The 22,802-nt window shown below is 48.7% G+C and carries 22 protein-coding genes and 3 pseudogenes; 9 read left to right on the forward strand and 16 right to left on the reverse strand.

Features of this window, described 5'->3' with window-relative positions; all coding sequences use genetic code 11:
* Nucleotides 1-4: 4 nt before the first annotated feature.
* Genes ACE15A_RS13730 through ACE15A_RS13750 form a run of 5 tightly spaced genes read right to left on the reverse strand, consistent with a single transcriptional unit; the run spans nucleotide 5 to nucleotide 5,033 of the window.
* Nucleotides 5-2,167 carry an isocitrate/isopropylmalate dehydrogenase family protein gene (locus tag ACE15A_RS13730; RefSeq protein ID WP_053510647.1) on the reverse strand — a complete coding sequence of 721 codons (2,163 nt, stop codon included), beginning with the start codon at nucleotides 2,165-2,167 and terminating at the stop codon, nucleotides 5-7.
* A complete protein-coding gene (locus ACE15A_RS13735) occupies nucleotides 2,164-2,880 on the reverse strand; it encodes a hypothetical protein (protein ID WP_023246898.1) in 717 nt (238 codons plus the stop codon). Before ACE15A_RS13735 ends, ACE15A_RS13730 begins: the two co-directional genes overlap by 4 nt.
* On the reverse strand, nucleotides 2,877-3,818 hold the full coding sequence (locus ACE15A_RS13740; RefSeq protein ID WP_053510649.1) for a 3-hydroxy-3-methylglutaryl-CoA lyase: 942 nt from the start codon (nucleotides 3,816-3,818) through the stop codon (nucleotides 2,877-2,879). The genes ACE15A_RS13735 and ACE15A_RS13740 overlap by 4 nt, the downstream gene beginning before the upstream one ends.
* A complete protein-coding gene (locus ACE15A_RS13745; RefSeq protein WP_226998560.1) occupies nucleotides 3,811-4,134 on the reverse strand; it encodes a hypothetical protein in 324 nt (107 codons plus the stop codon). Before ACE15A_RS13745 ends, ACE15A_RS13740 begins: the two co-directional genes overlap by 8 nt.
* Nucleotides 4,131-5,033 (reverse strand): Bcr/CflA family efflux MFS transporter, encoded by a 903-nt coding sequence (locus ACE15A_RS13750; protein ID WP_226998558.1) that lies wholly within the window; start codon nucleotides 5,031-5,033, stop codon nucleotides 4,131-4,133. Before ACE15A_RS13750 ends, ACE15A_RS13745 begins: the two co-directional genes overlap by 4 nt.
* A gap of 692 nt (nucleotides 5,034-5,725) precedes the next feature.
* Between ACE15A_RS13750 and ACE15A_RS13755 the strand changes: the two genes are divergently transcribed.
* A protein-coding gene (locus ACE15A_RS13755; protein ID WP_206541419.1) for an IS3 family transposase occupies nucleotides 5,726-6,861 on the forward strand; the annotation gives its coding sequence in 2 pieces (ribosomal slippage) (nucleotides 5,726-5,972 and nucleotides 5,972-6,861; 1,137 coding nt in all).
* A 239-nt stretch (nucleotides 6,862-7,100) separates the two neighbouring features.
* On the opposite strand, the gene ACE15A_RS13760 is transcribed toward ACE15A_RS13755, so the two are convergent.
* The 5 genes from ACE15A_RS13760 to ACE15A_RS13780 all read right to left on the reverse strand — a co-directional run bounded on the left by ACE15A_RS13760 (nucleotide 7,101) and on the right by ACE15A_RS13780 (nucleotide 13,019).
* The gene (locus ACE15A_RS13760; RefSeq protein ID WP_023246998.1) at nucleotides 7,101-8,057 is read right to left on the reverse strand and encodes an amidohydrolase; all 957 of its coding nucleotides are present in this window, start codon (nucleotides 8,055-8,057) and stop codon (nucleotides 7,101-7,103) included.
* A gap of 9 nt (nucleotides 8,058-8,066) precedes the next feature.
* Nucleotides 8,067-9,368: an MFS transporter gene (locus tag ACE15A_RS13765; protein WP_053510653.1), complete on the reverse strand. Its 1,302-nt coding sequence runs from the start codon at nucleotides 9,366-9,368 to the stop codon at nucleotides 8,067-8,069.
* Nucleotides 9,369-9,514: 146 nt separating this feature from the next.
* Nucleotides 9,515-10,522 (reverse strand): PdxA family protein, encoded by a 1,008-nt coding sequence (locus ACE15A_RS13770; protein ID WP_023247000.1) that lies wholly within the window; start codon nucleotides 10,520-10,522, stop codon nucleotides 9,515-9,517.
* A 63-nt stretch (nucleotides 10,523-10,585) separates the two neighbouring features.
* Nucleotides 10,586-12,103, reverse strand: a complete 1,518-nt coding sequence (locus ACE15A_RS13775) for a UxaA family hydrolase (protein WP_053510655.1) — start codon at nucleotides 12,101-12,103, stop codon at nucleotides 10,586-10,588.
* 16 nt (nucleotides 12,104-12,119) lie between these two features.
* Nucleotides 12,120-13,019: a dihydrodipicolinate synthase family protein gene (locus ACE15A_RS13780; protein WP_064055838.1), complete on the reverse strand. Its 900-nt coding sequence runs from the start codon at nucleotides 13,017-13,019 to the stop codon at nucleotides 12,120-12,122.
* 242 nt (nucleotides 13,020-13,261) lie between these two features.
* Between ACE15A_RS13780 and ACE15A_RS13785 the strand changes: the two genes are divergently transcribed.
* The 3 genes from ACE15A_RS13785 (at nucleotide 13,262) to ACE15A_RS13795 (ending at nucleotide 14,972) form a co-directional block, all read left to right on the forward strand.
* Complete coding sequence (locus tag ACE15A_RS13785) at nucleotides 13,262-14,026, forward strand: IclR family transcriptional regulator (RefSeq protein ID WP_023247003.1); 765 nt, start codon at nucleotides 13,262-13,264, stop codon at nucleotides 14,024-14,026.
* A 224-nt stretch (nucleotides 14,027-14,250) separates the two neighbouring features.
* Entirely contained in the window at nucleotides 14,251-14,487 is a 237-nt protein-coding gene (locus ACE15A_RS13790; protein WP_129382446.1) for a hypothetical protein, read from the forward strand.
* Between the two features lie 158 nt (nucleotides 14,488-14,645).
* Nucleotides 14,646-14,972, forward strand: a complete 327-nt coding sequence (locus ACE15A_RS13795; RefSeq protein WP_129382447.1) for a hypothetical protein — start codon at nucleotides 14,646-14,648, stop codon at nucleotides 14,970-14,972.
* Nucleotides 14,973-15,087: 115 nt separating this feature from the next.
* On the opposite strand, the pseudogene ACE15A_RS13800 reads toward ACE15A_RS13795, so the two are convergent.
* Nucleotides 15,088-15,255, reverse strand: a pseudogene (locus ACE15A_RS13800) (IS630 family transposase); the annotation flags it as partial.
* A 185-nt stretch (nucleotides 15,256-15,440) separates the two neighbouring features.
* Between ACE15A_RS13800 and ACE15A_RS13805 the strand changes: the two are divergent.
* The 5 genes and pseudogenes from ACE15A_RS13805 to ACE15A_RS13825 form a co-directional block, all read left to right on the forward strand.
* Nucleotides 15,441-16,109 carry a surface lipoprotein assembly modifier gene (locus ACE15A_RS13805; RefSeq protein ID WP_053510662.1) on the forward strand — a complete coding sequence of 223 codons (669 nt, stop codon included), beginning with the start codon at nucleotides 15,441-15,443 and terminating at the stop codon, nucleotides 16,107-16,109.
* Nucleotides 16,110-16,216: 107 nt separating this feature from the next.
* Nucleotides 16,217-16,555 carry a surface lipoprotein assembly modifier gene (locus tag ACE15A_RS13810; RefSeq protein ID WP_380913891.1) on the forward strand — a complete coding sequence of 113 codons (339 nt, stop codon included), beginning with the start codon at nucleotides 16,217-16,219 and terminating at the stop codon, nucleotides 16,553-16,555.
* A gap of 259 nt (nucleotides 16,556-16,814) precedes the next feature.
* Nucleotides 16,815-17,111 (forward strand): transposase, encoded by a 297-nt coding sequence (locus ACE15A_RS13815; protein WP_241489904.1) that lies wholly within the window; start codon nucleotides 16,815-16,817, stop codon nucleotides 17,109-17,111.
* Nucleotides 17,108-17,455, forward strand: coding sequence for an IS66 family insertion sequence element accessory protein TnpB (gene tnpB / locus ACE15A_RS13820; protein ID WP_023246648.1), 348 nt, complete (start codon nucleotides 17,108-17,110; stop codon nucleotides 17,453-17,455). The genes ACE15A_RS13815 and tnpB overlap by 4 nt, the downstream gene beginning before the upstream one ends.
* A gap of 94 nt (nucleotides 17,456-17,549) precedes the next feature.
* A pseudogene (locus ACE15A_RS13825) lies at nucleotides 17,550-17,756 on the forward strand (IS66 family transposase); the annotation flags it as partial.
* 2 nt (nucleotides 17,757-17,758) lie between these two features.
* Here the strand turns inward: ACE15A_RS13825 and ACE15A_RS13830 are convergent.
* The 5 genes and pseudogenes from ACE15A_RS13830 to tniG all read right to left on the reverse strand — a co-directional run.
* Nucleotides 17,759-18,129, reverse strand: a pseudogene (locus ACE15A_RS13830) (transposase); the annotation flags it as partial.
* A gap of 402 nt (nucleotides 18,130-18,531) precedes the next feature.
* Nucleotides 18,532-19,248, reverse strand: coding sequence for a 4'-phosphopantetheinyl transferase (gene tniP, locus ACE15A_RS13835; RefSeq protein WP_023246651.1), 717 nt, complete (start codon nucleotides 19,246-19,248; stop codon nucleotides 18,532-18,534).
* 159 nt (nucleotides 19,249-19,407) lie between these two features.
* Nucleotides 19,408-20,676 carry a serine--tRNA ligase gene (gene tniS, locus ACE15A_RS13840; protein ID WP_137330527.1) on the reverse strand — a complete coding sequence of 423 codons (1,269 nt, stop codon included), beginning with the start codon at nucleotides 20,674-20,676 and terminating at the stop codon, nucleotides 19,408-19,410.
* Nucleotides 20,677-20,797: 121 nt separating this feature from the next.
* Complete coding sequence (tniD, locus tag ACE15A_RS13845) at nucleotides 20,798-21,535, reverse strand: 2OG-Fe dioxygenase family protein (RefSeq protein ID WP_053510669.1); 738 nt, start codon at nucleotides 21,533-21,535, stop codon at nucleotides 20,798-20,800.
* Nucleotides 21,536-21,554: 19 nt separating this feature from the next.
* Complete coding sequence (gene tniG, locus ACE15A_RS13850) at nucleotides 21,555-22,793, reverse strand: argininosuccinate synthase-related protein (RefSeq protein ID WP_053510672.1); 1,239 nt, start codon at nucleotides 22,791-22,793, stop codon at nucleotides 21,555-21,557.
* Nucleotides 22,794-22,802 lie beyond the last annotated feature (9 nt).

Below are 22,802 nucleotides of genomic sequence, written 5' to 3' on the forward strand. Positions count from 1 at the left end.
CGTCTCATCCATTTTGTATTGTCAGGGTTTTCAGTACGCACCAGGCCGCATACTCAGGCAGGGTTTGCGCCAGAAGGGCTTTATTAAGGGGAAAGGTCATCTGGTGTTTCTTGCCATCCTGATGGCGAACCGACATCGTCATTTGCCCCATCCATGTTTCACTCTCCAGCACGTCGACCAGAGAGGGGTTAACCGCGACGTCGATGCAAAGCACTGGCTCACCTCCCGTCTTTTTTCTGGCCACTGGCAAATAAGATGACAGCTCCACATCGGCCGTCTGCCAGCGGACGTTGCAGGTGTCCTGCAATATCTCACTCGCCTTTTTGTTACGTTTACTCACCAGATACGGACGTAATGCCCGATCCAGACTTTGCCACACCGGAAGTGGTAACGGGCTGTGCTCCGGCGTTTCTATTTGCACAATGACATAGGGACTTTTCCATAAAAAATGCACATCCCACGCCGTCGAAGAGACTAAGGCGCTCACAATTGAACCTACTTCGCTTTCGCTTATACCAATAAGCGTCCAGGAGGATGTAGTCTTTGCCGGTTCGCTATGCTCGCGGCCTGATAACAAGTCATCAAGCATGGGCAACGCTTGAGAAGGAGGGCCAGGCAGAACAACTACCAGGCTACTGGCTATGCTGGTGTAAAAACCGGGGGCAGTACCGAACGGGTTATCCAGAACGCTAGCGCCGTCTGGAAATCTGGCCTGTTGACGGTTAGACGGATCGTTTTTCACCCCAAACGCCCTGAGCTGCGCCTGAATAGTGGCCCAGACATCCTCATCATAAATCAAGGGCCTGCCGAGAGACTGTGCCACTGCCTCGCGGGTTTTATCGTCGGAGGTGGGGCCAAGTCCGCCGCAAATGACAATGAGATCGTCCTGCCCTATACGTGAGGTGATCAGGGCGCTGATCTGGGCAATATTGTCCGCGCAGGACGCCTGAAATCTCACCTGATGCTGCGCCGCCTCAAGCCGCTGGCTGATGTGCAACTGATTGCTGTTCGGGTATTGCCCGGACAACAGTTCATCACCGATGGTGATCACGCTGGCCGTTTTCCCGAGAGTCGGGTGAAGCAGCTCCCGGATGATGGCCTGCGCCATTTCCCGTGTGGATGCCGTCCCTCCCAAATCATAGGTAGCCACTTTCCCGTCCCGGACCACCCGGTCAACCGCGTGTTGAAGTTTTTCGGCTTGTGACTCAAAGCCCAGATACTCCAGCATCAGTGCAATGGTGTAAAACATGGCACACGGGTTGGCTTTCCCCTGTCCTGCCATCCCTGGCGCGCTGCCATGTACCGGCTCAAAGTAGGCAACATGGCTGCCAATATTGGCGCTTGGTGCAAGGCCTAAACCGCCCATCACCCCTGCGGCTAAGTCGGACAAAATATCCCCAAACATATTTTCTGCGACAATCACGCCGAACTCATGGGGCTTACGCACCAGCCAGAGGGCAATAGCATCGACATTATGGATATCTGCCGTGATCTCAGGAAAACGCGCAGCCACCTCATGGAATATGCTCCCCGCAAAGTGACCACTCTCGCGCATCACATTGGGTTTATCGGCAAATGTGACGCGGGTAAAGTGGTGCTTGCGGGCATACTCAAAGGCCGTCTGAAACAAGCGCTCCAGCCCATACCGGGTTTGCAGCCGAACCGTCCAGGCAGCCTCTTCCGGGCCATACTTGTTCAGATTAGGATGCTTCAGCCAGTCGGAAACCGCCGGTCTAACCCCTTTAAAATCCATCCCGGCGTACAAACCTTCGGTATTTTCCCGAATCACGCAGCAGCGAAAAGGACGTCGATCGCCTGCGACATATTTCACCGGGCGGATATTGGCGAACAACCCCAGTTTCTGGCGGAGTTGGATCACCGACGAAACATACTCGATACCTTTCTGCTGGAGAGGCAGAGGTAAAGCCTGCTGCGCCTGCGCTTTACCTTTACTGGTTATTGCGCCAAGCAGCACCGCGTCTGCCCCGGCGATTTTTTCCCAGGTTTGATCTGGTACGGGGTTTCCCTCCCGCGTCCAGCATGCCCAGCCAATCTCGCCAAAAGTGAGCGTAATGGGAAGATCCATAGCACTGATAACAGGTAGCGCAGCCTCGCAAACCTCCTGACCAATTCCATCACCCGGTAAAACCAGCACATTTTTTTTCATAGTGTGTCGACCCATTCATTAAGTAAGGCATTCATCGCTGCGGGATTGTCATTCCATGGGCGCATACCCGCTTTCGGGATGCGCCTGTAGAGGTGTGTCGGTTGAGTGCTATGGGTTTGGTTTTCCCAGGACGCCAGCTGTGATTTATCCCCCACGATGGCAAGGTATTTCCCGTTATAGCGAGCAATGGCAGCGCGAGCGTCCATGTTCAGTAGCAAGGCAAATCCGGTCAACATCCGCTGAATGGCAGATGCTTTCGCCGCGTCAGGCAACGTGAAACGCCCCTCCTGGGCGGCTTGCCCTTCAGGGACAACGAATTGATGCAGAACGTCCACCGCATGCTCAACCTCGCCCTTCTCCAGCAGCGAGACAAGCTCGCCCAAACGCCTGTTGAGTTGTTCATCCGCAAAACCCGGTGCACTGACAGACATCACACCACTGAGGCCGTGCAGGTGCGGAGCCAACAGCTGGACTAACGTGCCCGCCATGGCGAACCCCACCAGCAGATAGGGAGACTGGAACCGGGCATTCAGTGCCTGGCAGAGTGCCTCAACCGCCCTCTCTGGCGAGGCATCCTGAATCAGGGTCAACGTATCAATAACGGTGACGTGATACCCCTTTGCCACCAGCAACATAACCAGTGGCGCGCAAAACTGACCTTCATCCCAGACGGGCATCACCGGGGCGAGGATAACGGCCTCCCTCTTTTTCATGCTGCCGTCCCGGTAATAACGTGATCAATGGCCGTAAAGGTGTTGCTGAGATTTTCGGAAAGTTTCTCCTCAATCATTTTGCGGTAGTCCACGCTCAGGTTTTTCACCCCGAGGATCATGTCCACCACGCTGCGGTGCGAAGCATTAAAACAGGCCTGAGACTGAAGCTGTTGAACCTGCCTGAAGATCACTTCCGTCTGATAAATGTCAGCGCCGCTATTGAAATTGCACAGGGCAAGCCAAGTCTCCATGGCGAGATTGCCCGCGCCTTTTCCCATTCCGGTTAATGAGCTGTCGATAAACGTTGCCCCGGCTTTGACAGCCTCAATTGCATTTGCCATCGCCAGCCCCAGGTTGTCATGCGCGTGAAAACCCACGTCCACACGCGTGGTGCATTTAAGGACGTTGACCAGCCGCGATGTCTGTTCCGGGCGTAAGCTACCATTTGAATCGGCGATACAGATAATATCGGCCCCGGCTTTTTCGCATTGTGCAGCCACATCAATAAGCGTATTGATATTAATTTGGCTGGCACGGGTAAAATTCATACTCACACGTAACCCACTCATTTTGGCAAATTCGCATAATGCCAATGCTGGTTGTGGATTATCTGTTTTAATACAGATCCTGAGCAGACTCACACCGTGCATTTTCATACGAATCACATCATCGTGATTAATATTATGCGGATGGGCAATCACCACTAATTTAGCATCCGGCACAGCATTGTGGATCTGCTGAATATATTCATCGGGTGACACCCCCGTAATACCAATATCAGGAATCGGCTTAAAAGACCCGTTCCGATAACCTATTTCAATCCACTCAACACCGCTTTCCACTAGCGCCTGAACATGTTTAATCGCGTAGTCTGTCGGAAAGTGAAAACCATTCTGATAACCACCATCCCGTAATGTGACATCGATATTATTAATCATTGATCTTACTCTCTTTGTTAGAGACAAATTGCATAAATGAAGATTGACCCAACACATAAATGAGAAAACCGAATACACACACACATGCGATGATCAGGGCGGTCATTCCTGGTGCATGGGCGGACAGTTTGCCAATTAAAAAAGTGGCGATGGCAGCACTCCCGAGTTGCAGTGCTCCCATCACACCAGATGCCGTCCCGGAGGCCTGCGGATGGGCGGCAATGGCTGATGCCGTCCCCAACGGCAGCAAAAAGCCGTTGCCAAAGGTCAGAATGGAAATAGCGATAATCGTCGTCGGCAGGGGAAATGGACTCACATACATCTGCAAGGCAAAAATAATCCCCCCAGCACAAAAATGCGGTATCCCTGACGGATCGTATCTTCAATACCCTCGCGCCTTGAACGCCTTTTGGCCGTCAAATTTCCGGCGACATAACTGGCGGAGAGCAGAATATATGTATAACCCACATAGGCTGGGGAAAGCCCCAGTTTCGCAAGCATAAACGGCGACTCGACGATATAGGCAAAATAAGCCGCATAGGCAAAACAGGGAATGGCAGCATAAAAGAGAAAGGTTGGGTTTCGCACAACATCAACGGTATTTTTTGTTGCTGTCAGTACACTTAGTTTTTGTCTTTTTTCTATCGGCAATGTCTCACGGAGTGCCGTAAAGCAGAGAACCAGCGTGGCCAGGATAAAGAGGGTTAAAAAGATAAAACATGCCCGCCAGCCGAAATGCTGAGTCAAAATCCCGCCGATCATCGGCGCAATCGCAGGTGACATCCCCACAAACGGAAAGATGACCAGGTAGAGCTGCGCAGATGATTTTTTATCCATCATATCGTTAATGATCGCCCGACTGATGGTAATACCAGCGCATGAGCCGATCCCCTGCCATAATCTTAAACCCAGCAATTCATTAATGTGCGTCGTATAAATCACACTGGCAGTGGAAATCAGCCATATCAGTAACCCTCCGATTAATGTTTTTTTCCTCCCAAGGCTATCACTCAATGGGCCATAGATAAGTTGCGAAAATGCCACACCAAATAAAAATAACGCAATTGCGTCCTGTATTTGCGCTTCAGTCACTTTATAAAACAATCGCATTTCACCAAGCGCGGGTAAAAATATGTCGGTGGAAATCAACCCGCCAACAGAGAGGCATATAACTAACACCATGAGAGATATCGGAATTTTTTTATTCATCATCATTTCAACAATAATTCTTGAGTAACTTAAATCTAGCGAAAAGCTATCGAAATGAATATGAAAAATAATCAAACAGACTGTTGCATATAAGTAAACAAACAATCTTCAGTTGTATCCTTACTAAGTAAATATATAAATTTTTATGATGATAGTTCCAACTCATTGATAATTATGTTTAGCCAGATATTGCCCCGTAACTTTGTCATGCAGTTTCATTGTTTAGGGCAAGTTTTCAATTAGAAGGTTATCAGGCTGGTTAAACGTTTTATAGGAGGAGTTCTGATAGCTAAGGTGACGTAAAATGTCCTGTTTATGGGCAGGCAGAATAGATTAATAAATATAGTCTGGATGGTATCGCCTTGGCGTAAACTATCATGGTCAACACTTCCATTCATAATATTTATCGTAAAAGGTACATTCATGTTGATAGCAATAGATTTAATGACCCGACCCAGGAACCTGGCCATCATAATGTAGTGTGAAACAAAGGGACCTAAAAAGGCCAAAGGTAAGGGTTCATAAGGGTAACTGACCTGCCCGAAAAGGCCTGAAAACCAAAAGGTAAAATAGTCCGGATAAACGATCGCACCACAAATTGGACTGACCCCATAAAGTTGGACAGTTCATGTTAAGCGGTGGAGTGCCCCCGAGCCCGTAGACAAATCTGCCCTATAGTTTGAGCATAGGAGGAGTCTATGGGCACACCACGTTTTACACCTGAATTTAAGGAAGAGGCTGTCCGCCAGATCACCGAGCGGGGCTATTCTATTGCTGAAGTATCTGAACGGCTCGGCGTGTCGGCGCACAGCCTATATAAATGGCTCCGTGCTGTTAAGCCTGACAACAGTGGACAGCAGGCACAGGATTTACTGGATGCCAGAACAGAAATTCTCAGGCTGAAAGCACAGCTTAAACGCACTGAGGAAGAGCGGGATATTCTGAAAAAGGCAGCGCGGTACTTTGCAAGGGAGCCCGACTGAAGTATCGCTTTATCAACGATCACCGTGAAATCTGGTCGATCGTTACAATGTGTCGGGTCCTTAAGGTTGCCCGTGCCGGATTTTATGTCTGGCTCCATAACCCAGTATCCGCCGGAGAAAAGGATAACCAGCGGCTGCTGGAACTCATCCGCGACTCTTATACGCTGAGTGGCGGAGTTTACGGTTATCGCAGAGTCCATGGCGATCTTCGTGAAATTGGTGAAGCGTGCAACAGAAACCGGGTTGCCAAAATCATGAGGAAAAACAGGATACAGGCCATACATGGTTATAAAGTGCCACGCGGAACCCGGGGAAGACCGTCCGTGATAGCGCCCAATCGCGTGCAGCGTGAATTTACTGTTGTGAAGCCCAATCAGGTGCGGGTAACCGACATCACCTACATCCGCACCTGGCAGGGCTGGCTGTATCTGGCAGTGGTTATCGATCTTTTTGCCCGTAATGTGGTGGGCTGGTCGATGAAACCGACACTGTCGCGCGAGCTGGCACTGGATGCGCTGCTGATGGCGGTCTGGCGGCGTAAACCTGCAGAAAACGTCATTGTGCACAGCGATCAGGGCAGTCAGTATGGCAGTGATGACTGGCAGCGGTTCTGTCGGGCCAATAATCTGGCACCGAGCATGAGCCGTCGTGGCAACTGCTGGGATAATGCAGTGGCAGAATCGTTCTTCAGTTCACTCAAAAAAGAGCGCATCAGGAAGCGGATATATAAAACCCGGGACATAGCCCGGGCGGATATCTTCGATTACATTGAAGTGTTCTACAACCGTACCCGACGCCACAGCCACCTCGGTGGCGTCAGCCCAGAGGCCTTCGAAAAGGCCTCACCGTGAGGACAGAAACTGTCTACCGGAGCGTGGTCACTCCAATTTTTTTACCTGTGGCTGCAAAAATTATTCACATCCATATGCTCTGTAATTGAGCCCGTCGCCAACGATTACTGGCATAAAGCTGCTTTCAGGTACTCTCTGTTCCTGATAATAACCGAAATTCAGAAAAAGACATCACTGACCAGCGATATACTATCTCAGTATGTATGGTTTCGTTGATGTGTCGTATAATTATATTGTAGTTAACTATTGTCTTCTTTTATCTCATGTGGCGGTATGGTCCTGTAAATTCGTTTACAGTTATCATGAAACATTTTCCGTTGTGCTGCATGAGAATATCCTTTCATTTCACATACCGTCATAAATCCATGAAATATGTCACTGAAACTACCGCAAAGACTATCCACAGGGAAATTACTTGCAAACATGATTCTGTCTGGGCCAAACATTGATATAACTTCAGAGATAATCCACAGGTTATTTTCCACCGACCACGGGATACCCTTTAAACCAATACCTGACACTTTCACCACAACATTTTCGCACTCGGCTAAAGCTGCCATTGATGAATGCCATCCGGCAAGTCCTTCAACAGAACGCTGGGCGGGTAGTCCCGTATGGTTCAGGATTATCATCGTATCCGGGAAATCATTGGCCAGTTTAACCGCTTCATGTAAATTCCACCACGGAGTCTGTAGATCAAACATCAGATTATATTTTGCAAGTAATGAATAACCATATCGCCATTTTTCATTACTCATCAGGGTGGTGTACTGCCCTACATCTTCAGGTTTGTCAGGTCCCTCCGGTTTATGCCTGATGCTGCGCATGAGTTCGTATGTACTTTGCATTTTCAATACGGACTCTATGTCATCATGGTGTAACCAGGCCTGACCGACAACAGCATTCGGATACCCCGTCTTTTTGGCCACCGAGGTAATAAAATCACTTTCACCACAGGGGTCTGTTGGGTCCCATTCTGTTTCCATATAGCAGGTTTCCACAACATTAATATTCCCGACATCCAGGAAATAATCTTCCGGGTAATACTTTTTCTTAATGGCTGTATAATCACCATATCGAAAAGGGATCAACACATCAGGCTTCAGCCACGGATGGTCATTTTCAATTGGGTCCCAGAAATGATGATGGGCGTCAATAACCGGACCATCATATAATTTCAATTTTTCAGTATTCATCTTTATCTCCTAGCGTACATGACGTAAGTCAATAATATTTGTCATAATAATGAATATTACAGCACAACCTGCGAAGAAGTAGAGTACCGGGTCAAATGAACCTGTCAGGTCTAAAATAAGACCAACTATTAATGGAATACAGATCCCACCAACGCTACCAGCCATATTCATCATACCACCCACTGTTGCTACCCGGGAGCGTGGAGCCAGCAATGGAGGAAATGTCCAGTACATACTCCCCCACATTAATACAAATGCAGCGCAGGACAGAAGAATAATGGATGTTTTGACATCCGGGATGCTAGGTAATACCGCAAATGCAAAGAGTGTACAAACGCCTGAGATTGTCAGTAATAATTTGCAGGACCGACCCCGACCTAAACCTTTGCTTGATAATTTATCCGCAAGCCAGCCACCACAAAGGCTACCACATCCCCCTGCACAGAAAATTATCATCGTAGCGAACCCAACGGATTTCAAATCCAGATTTAATGCTCGTGTCAGATATCCAGGTCCCCATGTTAACAACCCAAAGAAACACATTGCCCATGAACAACGACCCAGAAGCATACCTGTGAAGGAACGCAGCGGAATAATTTTTAGCAATGGTTCCTTATTTTCTTCAACAACTTCATTTTCAGTTCGATCAAGATTAATAATTTCCAGTTCACCGTCATTTACTTTAGGTGAGTCTTCGGGTTTGTCACGAATAATCCAGTAGGCTATCAGTCCAAGAATAACTGCAGCTACACCACAGATAATAAAAGTAATCCGCCATGATGAAAAATACAGAATCATTTCGGCTACTAATATTCCACCAATTGCGGCACCAAACGGACCACCGGCGTCCATTAGCGTGGCCCCACGCGCTCTTTCATTCTTGTTTAACCAGATAGCATTCAGTCTGGCGCCGGAGGGAAACACAGGCGCTTCACTTGCACCGAGTAAAAGGTTAGCAGCAAGTAAAGCAAAGCCTGTTGGACAAAGCCCTAACAGGGCTTCTGCAATACCCCAGAGGACTGCAGATAAAGTCAGTATAACCCTTGCGCCAAACTTATCCGCCAGGAATCCTCCAGGGATCTGCATACAGGCATAAGTCCAGAAAAAACCACTCAGGATCAGCCCCTGCATGGTATCACTCAGACCCAGGTCTTTAGCAATCGTCGGCATCGCTATTGATATTGAAGCACGGTCAATCATACTGACAACAACAAGAAGGAAAAGAACGAAAAATATTCGCCATCGGATATTAGTTGGCTTTTGGATATTGCTCGAAGAAACAGAGTTTATTAATTTATCACTGAATGACATGGCTGCCCCCCTCAAATTAACTAATGAGAATTTAATTAATTTTCAATTTTTAATGGGTGTTTAGTTATGCATGATATATTTAATATTTATATTCAATGATGATTTCTTTTATTCCTTTTTCAGCTCACAGAAAGTATCACCTATTTTTATTTATGTGTTGTGGACGCCATTCTGGCTGCAACAGCAATAGCGCGTTCTGTTGCCAGTGTTTTGGCCACGCCCTTGCCTGCAATATCAAATGCAGTACCGTGTTCCGGCGTTGTGATTGCATACGGTAATCCTGCTGCCACCGTGATCCCCACGTCAAAAGCATGGAGCTTGGTGGCAATCTGCCCCTGGTCATGGAACAGGGTCACAACCGCATCGTATTCATGATTAAACGCATGAATAAAAACAGTATCACCCGGTACCGGGCCGTACATATCCATCCCTTTCTCGCGGAAGCTTTCAATGACCGGGATAAGAACGTCAATCTCTTCCTTGCCACAGGTGCCGCCATCGCCGGCATGGGGATTCAGGGCTGCTACTGCAATTCGTGGGTTTTCAATGGTCGCCATACGTAATGTGTCATAGCATAACTGAACCGAACGGCTGACATTTTCAGGTGTAATATGGCTGGCAATATCTTTAAATGGGATGTGCCCGGTCACACGAAATACCCAGAGGTCATCGAGCACGTTCAGCAATCCACGCGGTCTGTCCAGACATCCCAGTTGTTCAGCGAAGAGATAATGTTCGTCCTCAATATCCCAGCCGCCTTTCTTGAACGCTTCTTTATTCAGGGGGGCGAAGACAAAACCGTCAATCTTTCCGGTTTTAAGTAATGACATGCAGGTCACCAGTGACTCGCCCGTTGCGTGCCCGGAGCAGGTATCAATGGTGCCCATGACCAGATTTTCAGGATTAAAGTTTTTCAAATCCAGCAGCGGAATATTCCCGGTATTCCAGTCCGCATCAGACGGATCGCTGATGACATCCCACTGAAAATCCACGCCGGCAATTTTTTGACCAAGCGCCATAACCCGTGCGTCGCCAATCAGGATCGGTCGGCAGTACTTATAAACGGTACCATCAGCCACCACTTTAGCAATCAGCTCAGGACCGATCCCGGCTGCTTCACCCAGAAATATCCCCAGAACAGGTTTACGTTCCATTATTCACCTCTGTGTTTTACAAAATTTCGTGTTGCGTTTCCTGACATGCCAGGTCAACGGTTATTACATAATTGCGTTCATTATCCAGGGGACAAATTCCTGGCTGCCATAACCAAGTTCTTCACTTCGCGTCCGGGCACCCGAGGCCATCTCGATAAGTCTCTGATAAATTCGCTCCCCGGCCTGTTCAATTGTTTCCTCGCCTTCCACAATGGTGCCGCAGTTCACATCCATATCATCCTGCTGACGGCGCCACAGAGTATTGTTGGTCGCAATTTTCAGACAGGGTGTCGGTTTAGAGCCGAAGGCTGATCCCCGGCCGGTGGTAAAACACACAAGATTTGCCCCGCCGGCGATTTGCCCGGTGACAGCCATCGGGTCGTACCCGGGGGTGTCCATAAAGACAACGCCTTTCGCAGTGACCGGTTCGGCATACTCGTAGACTTCCATCAGGCTGGTCGTACCGGCTTTGGCGATACCCCCCAGTGATTTCTCCAGTACCGTCGTCAGACCGCCCGCTTTGTTCCCTGCTGACGGGTTGTTATTCATTTCACTCCCCGTTCGTTCACAGTAGTCCTCCCACCACTTAATCCGGCGGATCAGTTTTTCCCCCACTTCCCGGCTGATGGCCCGGCGCGTCAGGAGATGTTCAGCGCCGTAAATTTCAGAGGTCTCTGACAGTATTGCGGTTCCCCCCTGGCGAACCAGCCGGTCCACTGCGTACCCGAGTGCCGGATTTGCAGAGATTCCGGAGTAGCTGTCAGAGCCACCACATTCGAGGGCAAGAATGATTTCCGAAACCGGTACCGGCTCGCGTTTAACCCGGTTAGCCTCCGGTAACATGTCGTGGATCAGGGAGATACCTTTTTGGATAGCATTACGGGTTCCCCCACTTTCCTGAATGGTCAGGGTATGGAACATTGCGCCTTCACTCAGTTTATGGACATTCATCATGTCCTTTATCTGAAAGGATTCGCACCCCAGTCCCACGATCACTATCCCGGCAAAGTTTACGTGGGTGGAATAGCCCGCAATCGTCCGGCGCATGACTGTCATCATTTCGCTGTCAGATCCGAAGGCACAGCCAAAACTTTGTGGCAGGGCCACAATGCCATCCACATTCGGGAAATCACTGAGACCACGGGCACGGAAATGATCTTCAATTGCCCTGACGACCGTCGCGCTGCAGTTCACCGAACTGAGTACACCGATAAAATTGCGGGTTGCCACCCGACCGTCTGCTCTGCGGATCCCCATAAAGGTATCCTGATGCGCTTCCCGTTCCGGAGGACGACTGTCCGCTCCCCAGGCATAGTCCCGCTCAAAATTGCCCATACCGAGATTGTGCACATGAATATGTTCACCCTGCCGGATGTCACGAGTGGCAAAGCCAATAATCTGTCCATAGCGCTTTACCACGCTGCCGGCTGATATATCATGAAGTGCAATTTTGTGGCCAGCCGGAATGAGATCGCACGTTTCCAGACCCTCAGCTTCCAGCCTGCTTCCTGCAGGAAGGTCCTGTCGGGCAATCACAACATCATCCGCTGCGTTTAGTTTGAGTACCGGACTGTTATTCATCTTTCGACCCCCATGATTACTGGTGAATACTTGCCAGAATGGCTTTCACCTGAGCAGTTTTTTCATCACTGAGCGGCAGTGCTGGCGCCACAACGGCGGGAGATATGTCAAGCCCACACAGTCTGATGGCGGTCTTTATCACACCAAAGAAAGGCTGCTCCAGCGCGTACAGTGGAGAAAGTTTGGCCAGTTGCTGCTGAAAATAACGGGCCTGCTCCAGGTCGTTATCCTGAAAAGCCTGATAAATACCTCTGGTGATATCCGGCGCAAAGTTGAAGGTGGCCGGAATGCCGCCGTGGCCACCCAGCAGCAGGGTATCCAGCATATATTCGTCATATCCACTGAAGACAATGAAGTCCGGGCGAAAAGTATGCACACGGTTGATGATCTCCCGGGTATGGCTGATATTATCGATCGTGTCCTTGATGCCCACGATGTTCGGTACTTCTCTGGCCAGCCGGGTAATGACATCCAGGCCAATATCCTGGCCTGTCAGGTCAGGGAAGTTATAGAGAAATACCGGCGTATCGAGCGCGTCAGCAATATTTTTGTAATGCATGAACCTGGCGTCATCGCTGAGTTTTACATAGTACGGGTTTACAACCAGCACGCCATCCGCACCGTGCTCCTGCGCATGACGGCCCAGTTCAATGGTCTCTGCAGTCCCTGTACAGGCAATACCCACCAGAACCGGTACTCTGCTGTCCACATGATGCAGGCAGAATGCCGCTATCTCTTTTCGCTGCAGGGAAGAAAACTGTGAGAACTCGCCTCCACTGCCCAGGATCAGCATTCCGTCCGCGCCACTTTCAATAACATGATCAAGCATACGGGCCATACCTGCTTTATCCAGTTCCCCCTGTTCATCGACAATGGAGGGAACCGGAGGGAAGATACCCCTGAATTTCGTTGACATACTACCCTCATCTAGTTCAATATATGGAACTTAAGTTCCACTCATTGAAATCAGTGCATCAGAATTCGATTCCGGTAGTCAAAGGGTTTTACAACGAGAGCTGATATCTGTGAGTTATGTCAGATTTATAGCGGGATACCCGTAACCGGAAATGATGTATAACACCAGAAGAAGGCGGTTCTGTGCTCCATAAATGACCGAGTACACTACTTATGGCTATGAATTAAAGAACATTTTCCTCTATGAATAATCAAACCAGTAAAACATCCGTACCTGCACTCGATAAAACTGTCCGGATTTGCAATTATCTTTTTAACTCCCCGGGTGCCACCTTCAGTCAGATCCAGCAGGATCTGGGGCTGCCCAAAAGCAGTACTTCATCTTTACTGACAGCACTGGTTGAGCATCACTTTTTACGCCAGGAGAGAGGTAGATTTTTCCTGGGACTGAAGCTGTACGAATGGGGAAACCGTTCCCTGGAACAGTTCGACATCAGTAAGGTTGCCAGGCCGGTGCTGGAGAAACTGAGGGACAGTACAGACCTTATTTGCCACCTGGGGATCCTTGATGAAGTTGCGCCCATTTATATCCTGAAGCTTGAAAGCGCCCAGCCAATAGGGATAAAGACATGGGTGGGCAAGAAACTGCCACTCCACAGTTCTGGGGTAGGTAAGGCTCTGTGCGCGTGGCTGCCGCCGGAGACCATTGATACGCTGTTACCGGATGAAACCTTGCCGCGCTATACGGATACCACTATCACCTGTAAATCTGAGCTGATGCAGGAATTCGCGCATATTCGTGAGCAGGGATGGGCTTTTGATAATGCGGAGGATTCACCGGGAATTTACTGCATTGCCGCGCCAGTCTTTAACCGGGCGCAGGAGGCTGTGGCCGCAATCAGTGTCAGTGGTGTTGAGGTTCAGTTGCCTAAGGAAAGAATTCCGTACTATTCCTCCCTGGTTCTGGAAGCCTGTCAGGAACTGTCAGTAAAGTTAAAATATATCTGAAAATGGATATTACCACCCAAATGTATGACGGTATGCTTTATGTATACCACATCAAACGATACCGGCTAATATTATTGTGACCATATGAGTGATGCCACAATTATGAGACGACAATAACTCCGTCCGGCGCATTGACTCAGCATTTTTGTTACCCAACGCGCACTGTTGCCTCACCAAAATTGTTACTTTGGTTGTGTGATAAATAATCAGTCAAAGGTGTACCTGTGAACAATGTATTGTTGCCTATGGATACCCGTCGTCAGCTTCTGCGGGCGCTGAAAACGCGATATCAGGCAACCAGTAAAGCCGAGAAAACCCGGATACTGGAAGAGTTCATACTGATCAGTGGGTACCATCGTAAATCAGCAATCCGGTTGCTGAACGGTGCCATCACCAGCGGTAATCACCGGCGTCGCTCAGCCCCGGCTCGGTTTATGGCGCAGCTGTTCAGCAGGCTCTGATCGTTCTCTGGGAAGCTTCAGATCGGTTGTGCGGTAAGCGTCTCAGGGCATTACTGCCCCAGCTTATTCCAGCGATGGAGAAACACGGGCATCTCAGTCTGAATCCGGCACTTCGCGAGCAGTTTCTGAAAGTCAGTGTATAGTCCATCGATCGCCTGTTGAAAGAAGCACATACCACTGCCGGTAAAAAGCGTAACCGGGCGGTTAACCGTGTCAGTAAAAGTATCCCGGTCAGGATGTTCACCGAGCATGAGCGACATTCTCCGGGATTTATGGAAATGGATCTGGTGGCACACTGTGGCCGACATCTCTCTGGCACCTTTTTGTGGACGCTATCGCTAACCGATATCGCCAGCGAATGGACTGAATGTGTGGTGCTGTCGGCACGTAACGCTGAGTTGATCATACGGGCCGTTGATAAAGTTCAAAAGAGCCTGCCATCCCCGCTTCCCGACCATACTGGAAAAACGATCAGTCATGGATAGAGCAAAAAAATGGCTCAGTGGTCAGAAAACTGGCGGGATATGGTCGTCTTGACAGTGAGCCTGCAGTAAAAGCGCTGAACCAGATGTAAATAACGTTTCAAATTTGTGCTCCACTTTAGGCCCGGCGACCAGACGGGGAAGCCGCGTCCAGAAAATTCCTTACCTGCTCAAGCAGTTGCCACATGAACCGACACTGATGACTTCGGGTCACATGTTCGTGTAACACTTTCCAGAGATATTCTATTTTGTTCAGACACAGGGAATAAGCGGGTAAAAATAACAGATGGGAGACTGTAAAATTTTCTGTGTAAATGGCCACAGCATCACTGGGGTACCCGCTCTCCATACATCAGCATAAACTAGCTCATTGCGGGTTTCCAGTTCTGGATCGGCATCGTCCATTTTGCTGAGATATTGTGCAGCGCAAGGTACAGCAGTTTCAACACTGATTCATCCGTCGGGTATTTAGTGAACAATGATTCTGATGGTGTGGAGAATACTCTGCAATATTGTGAACAATGCCTTAAGAATATCGACCCTCTTTTTCTCGAATGGGCTGATGCCATTCTTGAACGTCGGAAGAAAAACTATTCTGAATCAATACGGCATTACAGAAAGATAATTTCAGCCAGACCTGACTGGTACAGTGCAAGGTTACAGCTGGCCACAGTATTATATCTGAACAAAGACATTCTTTCGGTCAAAGAGCAACTGAGAAAATTACGCAGTGAAGCGTTGTCTCAGGATACGGCCGGCCTCATTGACCGGTTCATTGCCAGAATACAGAAAACTGATCACTGGTCATTTCGTGGTGGTTTTACTTATCTGAATGAAAAAAACATTAACAATGTCCCCCCCTCCGGACGAACTATCGGAAAATGGAGACCTGGAAAACCACAGTCGGGTAAGGGGCTGCTGTACTGGGGCGAGGCAGAAAAAACCCTTTCTCTTCCGGATAATCTTTTCGGTGTCACCCGACTGACCGTATCAGGGAAAACATACTGGAATAACCATTCTTATGATGAACTCAGTGGCAGCACTGGCGTGGGACTGGGTTACAGGAACGTTAACACAATGATTCAGATTATCCCTTTTTACGAAAAAAAGTTATTATGGCGGTGGGCGTGTGTCAAATAATGGTCTGCAGCCCTATTAAGATACTGCGGGTATTATAGCAGAAACGCAACTCCAGCTTACCCCCAGGTGGCGTTTATACTCGGACTTTAAATCGGGTAAAAATTAATATAAAAAAACAAACTTATCTTGACGGGTACAGTTATTCGTTAAATGAGACTCTGATTTATTTCCCGGATTCCTGGCAGTATATTTCAGCGGGTCTGGGATACAGTATCGTCAGAGCAGAGACAGAAGATAATTCATTTGATAAGACCATATTGCGGACAGGATGGATGTACGAATGGAATGGCGGGGTATCCACACTTTTACAGGCAACTTATGGTTATAAATCGTACCGGGCCGGAGATTTCTGGGGAATAAAGCAAATAAACCAAGAATACAGTACATCTGTAACCATGTGGCACCGCGATATCTACTTTTTGGGAATAACACCAAAAATAACATGAAATTATCAGCGAACTGACAGCAATCATCCTTTCCATGACACGGAAAGAAATCGTCTTTTCCTGAGTTTCAGCGTAAGCGTACAGCGAGAACCGTCTGGTCATAATCTGATGGATTCGACAAAGTGGTGTCCACCAAATAATAGTGGAAACCAAAGTGTCAGATATGCAGAAAAATATAACTCCTGGCAGGCGTAAGGGCTGCCCTCATTATTCTCCCGAATTTAAGCAGCAGCTTGTTGCTGCCTCCTGTGAACCGGGTGTGTCCATATCAGGACTGGCACTTGAACACGCTATCAACGCTAATCTATTGTTCAAATGGCGTCAACAGTGGCGACAGGGAAAGTTACGGTTGCCTTCGTCAGACTTTCCGCTGCTACTTCCTGTGACGCTCGATATCCCCGGCGTACCGCCGGCAGTGCAGGCAGATCAGTCTGCAGAGGAGGTGGAAATCCTCAATATCGGCTGTGAGGTGACGTTCCGGCACGGCACGCTCCGTCTGAATGGCGCTGTCAGCGAAAATCTCCTGACTCTGTTGATACAGGAGCTGAAGCGATGATCCCGCTACCTCCGGGCACAAAAATCTGGCTGGTTGCCGGCATCACCGATATGCGTAACGGCTTCAACGGCCTGGCCGCAAAGGTGCAGACTGCGCTAAAAGATGATCCCATGTCCGGCCACGTCTTCATCTTCCGGGGTCGTAGCGGCAGCCTGGTCAAACTGCTGTGGTCTACCGGTGACGGACTGTGTCTGCTGACCAAACGGCTGGAGCGCGGTCGCTTCGCCTGGCCATCAGCCCGGGATAGCAAAGTGTTCCTCACTCCGGCACAACTGGCGATGCTGATGGAAGGTATCGACTGGCGGCAGCCCAGGCGGTTGTTGACATCCCTGACTATACTGTAGCTCTCTTTATCCTGGTTCCCGGGGAATAAGCTTGGTAAAATAGGGACTTATGAACAACGCCCCTTCTGACGATATCCTTCTGCTGAAATAGCGCCTGGCTGAACAGGAAGCGTTGATCCACGCCCTGCAGGAAAAGCTGAGCAACCGGGAGCGCGAAATCGACTATCTGCAGGCGCAACTGGACAAGTTGCGCCGGATGAACTTCGGCAGTCGTTCCGAAAAGGTATCCCGCCGTATCGCACAGATGGAAGCTGACCTGAAGGTGCTTCAGAAAGAAAGCGATACGCTGACCGGTCGGGTGCTGGCAACCTGAAGTACACGGCACATAGCTTTGATACTGAATTCAGCCTGATGTTTTTCGATGAAGACATACTTCATTTCAGGCGCTTCGCGAAGTATGTCGCGGCTTTTTGGATAATGGTCAGCTCCTCAGCCTGCTCCGCCAGTTGCCGCTTAAGGCGGGCAATTTCAACCGCCATTTCCTGCTCACGCTCGGAAGAGAAATGTGCATTCTTCAGCTTGCTGCGCCACGCATAAAGCTGTGATTCATACAGGCTAAGTTCGCGGGCGGCTGCGGCCACACCAATACGTTCAGCCAGTTTCAGGGCTTCGTCGCGAAATTCAGGCGTATGTTGCTTGCGTGGCTTTTTGGTGGTTGATGCTGGTTTTGTCATGTGAGTCACCTCTTACTTGAGAGTTTACTCACTTAGTCGCGTGTCCACTATTGCTGGGTAAGATCACGACAACTGGCGACAGCCAGTTGGACAGACTATACGCGCAGCGAACAGGCCGCCCGCCGGGCGAGCGAAGCGAGTCAATCCCCTCCTCACCGCCATATTACGAGCACATGTTATTAATTAACATGCGCTGAGATTAATGACAAACCCTTTCATAAACAATTGACCTGTCTTTCTTGCCGGGTGGCGCTGTGCTTACCCGGCCTACATTGCGCAAAAATATCAATATGTTGCACGTTTCATTGTCGTCCCGTGTAAGCGTAGTGCCGCCGGGCGAAACTCACAAAATGCACTTTGTCAGCAGTCTGAAAATATTACTTTATATTTTGAGTTATGAATTCATAGCACCAGCGTGATTATCATATTAGTATCAATGATATATTTACCAGTTATTTGAAAACCCTCAACATAATATAATGATAACGTTTTCGTTAATTCAAGGGTAACATCCCCACTTATTGTATCAATACCAATAACACGAACATCTTTAAACCCCGCCTTCCTCTCACCCAGTTCAGGATAAAGTGACTTAAATAAACTCTCTTTAATTGAAAATAATAAGTACAGACCATTCTCATAATCTATATTAGTGTGTTTTATTAAAGCAAGCTCCTCATCTCTGGCTAATAAACCCGCTACTCCTAATATTTCATTTTTTCTTAAAAATTCCAAATCTACACCCGGCATAACGCCTATAGCTTCAGATGCTATAAGTGCGATAGCAGAATTATTCGAATGTGACAAACTGCCACACCAACCAACTGGCCAGACTGGACTTCTATCCATAGCTGTTCCAGGAATATGTTTGCAGCCAGCCATAGATAGAATGCCTTTAGCCGCATACCTTACTGCAAGATATTCAGCCTTTCGTTTGATACAAGATTGCTTCAGTGCTAATGGTAGCTGTATAGCTAAACTGTCAAATAACCGATCGTTATAATGTTCAGGATCGAAATCAACGATGCAGTATTTCACCTCCGGATGAGCAGTAACAAACCCGCATTGTAAGGTATGTACAAATCCCCTACTATACTTTGTAAATTGTTTCGTAAACATGCTCGCCTCCCAAAAAACATCAAATAATTACACTCTTTACTATCCACGTACTATTTCAATAACGGCAATCAGACCTATATAAATATAAACCATCATTCTTTAAATATTATAAACATGAAGAAAGGGCCAAATACGCCCTCCCTCAATAACATAAAGAGTTTACCTTGGTTTAATACTATCCAGGCCCATATAATCCTGAAGAACTTGAGGGATGACCACACTACCATCCGGCTGTTGATAGTTTTCCAGGATGGCTAATATAACACGACTGGTCGCGATAGCAGTGCCATTAAGCGTATGAACATATCCCCGCAGCGATTTATCATTATTTTGATATCGAATCCCTAAACGACGTGCCTGGAAATCAGTGCAGTTGCTCGCTGAAGTGACCTCGCCATATTCTCCACCGTCTTTACCAGGCATCCAGGCTTCAATGTCATATTTCTTAGACGCCGGAGCGCCAAGATCTCCAGCGCAGATTCGCAACACACGATAAGGCAGATTGAGTAACTGATAAATCTCTTCTTCAATTTGCAGGATCTCTTCATGCAAACGCTGGCTATCCTCGGGCGCGCAAAAGACAAACATTTCAACTTTGTTGAACTGGTGTACGCGATACAGTCCCTTAGATGTCCTCCCCGATGCACCAGCCTCAGTGCGGAAACAGTGGCTCAGGGCAACATATTTTAACGGCAGCTTATCCAGTGCTAATGTTTCATCAGAGTGCATCCCCCCTACAGTAATTTCCGCAGTGGCAATAAGACTCAAATCCGTACTCTCAACCCGATAAATGTTGCTTTCATTGCCTCTGGGTGAAAAACCGATCCCTTCCAGAATTGAATTCTTTGCTAAATCAGGGGTTTGTAGCGGAATGAAACCGTGTTTCTGCACAATCTTTAGAGCAAAGGCTTGCAGGGCCAAATCCAGCATGACGGCTTCATTTTTTAAGAAATAGAATTTTTTCCCCGCAACCTTCGTTCCTGACTCGAAATCAATGAGATCTAACCGCTGCGCGATCTCAAGATGATCCCGGGCATTGTCTATTGCTGGCAGCGCCCCCCAACGTTTGATTTCGACGTTCTCATTATCACTTAACCCTTGAGGCTTGTCTGAGGGGATCCAGTTAGGTAGAGTCAGCATCGCCGTCTGGAAACTCTCCCGATATATCTTCTCCTGAGGCTCAAGATCCACTATCGATCTTTTAAGTGCACTCGCCTGCTGAATAGCCTCGCGATCCAGAGAGCCGTCTGTTCCGATTTTACGGGATAATTGATTCATGCTGGCACGCAGCGAGTCCAGTTTCTGCGTGCACGCTTTGTATTTCGAATACGCCAGGACGATCTCATCCACATTGCATTGAATACCACGGGAAACCACGTTACGCTTCATTTCATCCATTCTGGCACTCAATTCTTGCATATCTATCATACAGGCTCCATTAATCATATTCCTTGAGTGTTTTACCAGGTCACCGTGACCAGTCATACGATAAAAAACACACAGCATCAGGAACGGCCGACAGCAACTGGCTGTCGACCGCTCTCGCATATTACTCTGCGGTGTACATTACAACCATGACATCGCGATACCCCGTGTCAGCTTGCTTTTCGCACTCAATATTCGTGACGCCGTGCATGGTCTGCCGATCGTCTAAAAGGATAAAGTCCCCCGGATCGCGCATCAGCATTGAACTTAACCGCGTGTTACCATCAGCGCTATACATGGAACTCTCCCCGCCAACAACGGACTGCCTGTCGCTCAGAATGGTAAGAACATAATCTGCACCGTCACGGTGAATACCCTCTGGCGTAGGTGAACCCGGTTCACGACGCTGGGCAGAAATACGATTCTGGAATATTCGCGCACGCCAGAGGGTTTCCGGGTGCTTTACCGCCAGTATCCGGGCGCACTCCAGCAAAATATGACAGAATGCCTCATTGCTAATCGTCTCTGGCGCAATGGACAGGTAATGCCGATCAACATCGCCGTTCAGGTAATTCAGGGCCTTTGACTGCCTGTAGGGCACCTGCGGCTGCACCTCCACGCTCTGGCGGGCCGGATCGACGAGAAACTCGGCGTAGCGCCGGCTGCGATAAGTCCCCCCGTCCGCCATGTACCCGTCCTGCTGCAAATCAAACCAGCTTTTTGCAAAGTTTCTCCACGCCGTCGTGCGGGTGATGGTATTAGAAAAGGCTTCATCAACATTTCCCGTAATATAGAATTTGTCGGTAAGGTCAGATGCCATATCCGTGTATTTAGCGGTATTCACTTCATCAGTCATATTCATTTTTATTAATCCGTTTGAGTTATTTTTGATTAACCAGTGAATGGGGATAAACAGAGCTAACCTCTTCCAGCTCTTTTAGCGTGCGCGCTCCACGAATAGCCGCTATTTCCTTTTCCCATTCATCCCGTTCAGTTAAATAAAGCGGCTGCTGCGCACGTATTGAACACGCATCAGCTACGCCTTCCCGTAGAATATATTCCACGTCGCCAGTGATTTTTTCTTTATACTGGTTGATAAACTGTTCTACTGACACTTTTAACCCTGAGAACCAGCGACCTTCGATGGCTTCTCTCACCCATACCTGCTCGAGCGATATTTTTTCGCGTAAGAGCTCAGGATCTAATGTCGCCATCTCAAGGTGGCGACAGGCATTCATCAGCAAACAGGCTGCGGGCGCCTCACGAACCTCAAGCACCTTTTCACCGTCATCCAGATGTTCCAGGCCACAGTATCGTCCGATTCCGTAGGCACCAACGCGATGATTCAGCTCAGCAATCAACTCGACCAACGGGAGCCGGACCCCGTCAACAGAGACGGGAACGCCCTCTTCAAAGCGAACCGCTATTCGGGCTGGCCCTCGTTCCCCCATAGGCTGCGCCGTCCAGGTAAACAGTTCAGCCGGAACCCGAAAATCTTCCGGATTGTCCAGCCAGCCGGACTCAAACTCCCGACACCAAAGATTGGCATCCCCGCTCGTACCACGCGCTTCAAACATACTCAGGCCACAGCGTTGCAATGCCTCAAGCTTTTCCTGACGAGTCAATGCTGAATATTCGTACGGGCTACCGTAAAAACCGTCAAAACCCAGTTGGCGGAGCGCGCCGTTCAGGCGGCGCAGGCTGTTTTGTGACTGGTTGGCTGTATGAATGATGGCATCGCATCCATGCTGCGCCGCGACCTCAATAGCGATGCGGCAAATCAGCGGCCGGGACAAAGAGGCACTGATCGGGTACAGCCCCATGTATTGCGCATTACAGCGCAAGGCTGGCAATACCGCCTCCCGGGCAAAGATTTCGCGCCCATCAATGACAATAGACCGCGCGCCAAAGTGTCCGGCGATATTCGCCAGGTCTTCACGTTCGACCCCTTCCCCCATATCGATAGTGAGGGCTATGATCTCACAGTGCTCGTATTTTGCTAATTCGCTGAGCACGTAGCTGCTGTCTAACCCACCGCTAAACAGGGTCAAAATTCGCTTGCAGCGCCCCGTGATATATTCTAAATCCGCAAAACTGCGAATTTTCTGTTGCTTATTCATAACAGTCCT

The organism is Salmonella sp. HY31 (assembly GCF_042604575.1).
Taxonomy (GTDB): domain Bacteria; phylum Pseudomonadota; class Gammaproteobacteria; order Enterobacterales; family Enterobacteriaceae; genus Salmonella; species Salmonella diarizonae.

Bases quoted from the DNA above. Each gene is read 5' to 3' on its own strand.
- ACE15A_RS13785 (WP_023247003.1), top strand. From the start codon at position 13,262: ATGAATAATCAAACCAGTAAAACATCCGTACCTGCACTCGATAAAACT.
- ACE15A_RS13775 (WP_053510655.1), bottom strand. From the start codon at position 12,103: ATGAATAACAGTCCGGTACTCAAACTAAACGCAGCGGATGATGTTGTG.
- tniG (WP_053510672.1), bottom strand. From the start codon at position 22,793: ATGAATAAGCAACAGAAAATTCGCAGTTTTGCGGATTTAGAATATATC.
- ACE15A_RS13765 (WP_053510653.1), bottom strand. From the start codon at position 9,368: ATGTCATTCAGTGATAAATTAATAAACTCTGTTTCTTCGAGCAATATC.
- tniS (WP_137330527.1), bottom strand. From the start codon at position 20,676: ATGATAGATATGCAAGAATTGAGTGCCAGAATGGATGAAATGAAGCGT.
- tniP (WP_023246651.1), bottom strand. From the start codon at position 19,248: ATGTTTACGAAACAATTTACAAAGTATAGTAGGGGATTTGTACATACC.
- ACE15A_RS13740 (WP_053510649.1), bottom strand. From the start codon at position 3,818: ATGATTAATAATATCGATGTCACATTACGGGATGGTGGTTATCAGAAT.
- ACE15A_RS13730 (WP_053510647.1), bottom strand. From the start codon at position 2,167: ATGAAAAAAAATGTGCTGGTTTTACCGGGTGATGGAATTGGTCAGGAG.
- ACE15A_RS13750 (WP_226998558.1), bottom strand. From the start codon at position 5,033: ATGATGATGAATAAAAAAATTCCGATATCTCTCATGGTGTTAGTTATA.
- tnpB (WP_023246648.1), top strand. From the start codon at position 17,108: ATGATCCCGCTACCTCCGGGCACAAAAATCTGGCTGGTTGCCGGCATC.
- ACE15A_RS13735 (WP_023246898.1), bottom strand. From the start codon at position 2,880: ATGAAAAAGAGGGAGGCCGTTATCCTCGCCCCGGTGATGCCCGTCTGG.
- ACE15A_RS13760 (WP_023246998.1), bottom strand. From the start codon at position 8,057: ATGAATACTGAAAAATTGAAATTATATGATGGTCCGGTTATTGACGCC.
- ACE15A_RS13780 (WP_064055838.1), bottom strand. From the start codon at position 13,019: ATGTCAACGAAATTCAGGGGTATCTTCCCTCCGGTTCCCTCCATTGTC.
- ACE15A_RS13770 (WP_023247000.1), bottom strand. From the start codon at position 10,522: ATGGAACGTAAACCTGTTCTGGGGATATTTCTGGGTGAAGCAGCCGGG.
- tniD (WP_053510669.1), bottom strand. From the start codon at position 21,535: ATGAATATGACTGATGAAGTGAATACCGCTAAATACACGGATATGGCA.